At 40.3% G+C, this 2,434-nt stretch carries 2 protein-coding genes; both read right to left on the reverse strand.

The features are described 5' to 3' along the window. Positions 1-66 precede the first annotated feature (66 nt). Positions 67-786, reverse strand: coding sequence for an IS21-like element helper ATPase IstB (istB, locus tag QY97_RS18760; protein WP_039238063.1), 720 nt, complete (start codon positions 784-786; stop codon positions 67-69). Next, positions 786-2,288: an IS21 family transposase gene (istA, locus tag QY97_RS18765; protein ID WP_039238064.1), complete on the reverse strand. Its 1,503-nt coding sequence runs from the start codon at positions 2,286-2,288 to the stop codon at positions 786-788. The genes istB and istA overlap by 1 nt, the downstream gene beginning before the upstream one ends. Between the last annotated feature and the right edge of the window lie 146 nt (positions 2,289-2,434).

Below are 2,434 nucleotides of genomic sequence, written 5' to 3' on the forward strand. Positions count from 1 at the left end.
TGTATTTGGCAAGTAAAAAATGTATGTAACGGCAGTTAAAAATGTAACCACTTGCCAACTTTAATACTAGTTTTGTAATAATGACTCTTTATAGCGATGGCTATCGCCGTTAAATACAACCAGATGTGAATGGTGAATCAGTCGGTCAATGACTGCCTCTGTCAAGATTGGATCACCAAAGACGTGGTTCCATTGACCGAACTGCAGGTTGGTGGTAATAATGATACTTTTAGCCTCATAACACATTGAAATGACTTGGAATAATAGCTCTCCACCTTGTTTATGCAAGGGGATATACCCCAGCTCATCAAGGATTAATAAATCTAGCTTTTCTATTTGCTTAAACAATTTCGATAAAGTTCCTTTTTCATTCGCTTCAAGAAGCCTATTAACCAATCCTGCAACTGTATAGAACTTTACTGACTTGCCAAACTTATGTATGGCATTTAAACCAATCAACGTGGCGAGGTACGTCTTACCTACGCCTACTCCACCATAGAAAATGTTATTCTCCTGCTTTTCTATGAACTCTCCATTGAACAGATATTCTTTTGTCATTCCTGCCGGAATTTGAACTTCGTTCCACTCAAACGGCTTACCATTCACTTTTGGAAGCGTAGCCTGGTTTAACAGGAGGTTAACCTTGCGCTCTTCACGCTGCTGGATTTCTGCTTCAAAAAGCTTGAATAAATACTCTTGATTATTTGATCCCTCTACTTCATGGAAATGTTCCTTGATCCAGCTCAACTTCAGTCGCTTTGCATAGGTTTTAATTTGCTCATTCATTATGCGTCCATCCCTTTATGGAACTGGTCATAATGATCCAGGCCTCGCGTCGCTTCCGGTAGTTTAGGTAGCGATATGTTGGGCTTAATATCACTACGGATTCCACGTCCATTAATAAGCTGATAGAATACCTGTTTAATGGCATCCACGGAGGGATGCCCATGTTCCGAGGCAATCACCAGTGCTTTTGTAATCACACTGAAATCGTGGTCCTTCAAGATTATTGATAATAGTTTTAATGCCTCTGGCTTTTCTGCCACTGTACAAGCACTAAAATAACTTTTCCATTCTTCCGGAAGCTGATCATAGAAACTAGTATATTTAAGTGCCGTAGGCCGTTTGGCCATCAAATTTAGATATGGCTGCCATTTCATGGACTTTCTGTATTGGCCATACATTCGGGAATGGCTGACAACAAGTTGCTGATCATCGTTCAAAATTTCCACTTTGTTATATGAGATTTTCACTAGGACCTTGCCTAGTGCGTATCTTGGCGATGTCGAATACAGGTTAAGATCCACCTTGATATAGCCGTATTTATCTGCCTTAAGGGTCTCGTACCTTACACATTCATATTCTTTAGGAGGTAGAAGGAGGAATGCTGCCCGATCTTCCTCGAATAATTCTGAAATAGTCCATTCCTTTTGGTAATGCTTCCTTTCACGGTCTTTCTCAGCCGTGGCCCATAGTTCTTTATTCAAATCGTCTAGATTAATAACATGCAATCCGGGTAAGAGAAAGTTATTCCGGACATACTTGACCATTGTCTCGACGTGACCTTTCTCATTTCCACTATTGGGATTACAGAATTCACACTCGAATCCATAATGTAGAACGAAGTTCTGAAATTCATCTGTTAATTGCCGTTCGCCATTCGGCAGTATTTTCTTAACGGCCGGCGATAGGTTGTCAAATCGAATGGCTTTTGGTACTCCTCCCATGTAGTGAAAGACTCTTTTCATCCCCTCTAGAAAGCACTCTTTGTTTTGAGAAGGGAAAACTTGAAAATAGAATGCATTACTAAATGGGAAGGAGACTACAAGGTATGGCAAAACGATATCTTCCCCTCCGTAAATAAATGGAGCTTCCCCGAAATCTACCTGTGCTGTTCCTGATACCGCCTCTAGCGGAAGAGCGGCGTCATTAACCTCATTAAGGAACTCTGCTTTTCTCATGGCAACATACTCCCGAACTGTGCGATCAGAGCCTAAAAAGCCATGATTATCTTTTAACAAATCCCACATCCTCTTAGCGGTTCTACGAAACTTCTTTTTCTTTTTCATGTCCTCCTTAATCCATTCATCCAGGAGTGACTTTACCGGACCTAATACCGGAGCTACCCTGTTTTGCTTTTTCTTTGGCTTTTGGTTGAAATCCTCCATTTCTGCATACTTCTTAATCGTTCTAGGATCTCTTCCAGTTCTTTTTGCTACATCTGAATATGTACAGTCTTTTTTGTTAACTTCATGTCTGATATAATTAATTTCGGCCACTGCCAACATCTCCTTAATACCTCCTGCACTTGATTGTCCCAACAGGAAGTGTATGTGTATTTTGGAATGTTGACAAGTGGTTTTTTTATTTGTAAAGCCCCTTAGACCAACACAAATTAGGTGCCATAACCTACATTTTTATGATGCCATAAACA

Source organism: Bacillus thermotolerans, assembly GCF_000812025.2.
GTDB lineage: Bacteria > Bacillota > Bacilli > Bacillales > Domibacillaceae > Quasibacillus > Quasibacillus thermotolerans.

Excerpts from the sequence above, each read along its gene's own strand:
- istA (WP_039238064.1), bottom strand. The coding sequence starts at position 2,288 with ATGTTGGCAGTGGCCGAAATTAATTATATCAGACATGAAGTTAACAAA.
- istB (WP_039238063.1), bottom strand. The coding sequence starts at position 786 with ATGAATGAGCAAATTAAAACCTATGCAAAGCGACTGAAGTTGAGCTGG.